Source organism: Shewanella sp. AS16, from assembly GCF_021412365.1.
Lineage (GTDB): Bacteria > Pseudomonadota > Gammaproteobacteria > Enterobacterales > Shewanellaceae > Shewanella > Shewanella salipaludis.
This window is the reverse complement of sequence record NZ_JAKCLK010000262.1, coordinates 1-291: the sequence shown is the minus strand read 5'-3', so window position 1 is coordinate 291 and position 291 is coordinate 1. Positions and strand designations below refer to the sequence as shown.

Here is a 291-nt window from a genome sequence, read left to right as displayed (position 1 = left end):
TCGGCCTGAAACATGTGCTATGTACCGATATCTCGCGCGACGGCACGCTGGCGGGATCTAACGTCTCTTTATATGAAGAAGTGTGCGCCAGATATCCACAGGTGGCATTTCAGTCCTCCGGCGGTATTGGCGACATTAACGATGTGGCGGCCCTGCGTGGTACTGGTGTACGCGGCGTAATAGTTGGTCGTGCATTACTGGAAGGTAAATTCACCGTGAAGGAGGCCATCGCATGCTGGCAAAACGCATAATCCCTTGTCTCGACGTTCGTGATGGTCAGGTGGTGAAAGG

1 protein-coding gene is annotated in these 291 nt (G+C 53.6%); it reads left to right on the top strand.

Annotated features, from left to right (window positions below; genetic code table 11):
- Positions 1-251 (top strand): HisA/HisF-related TIM barrel protein (locus LZP73_RS20245; protein ID WP_234236728.1); only part of this gene is annotated, 251 nt, incomplete at its 5' end.
- Between the last annotated feature and the right edge of the window lie 40 nt (positions 252-291).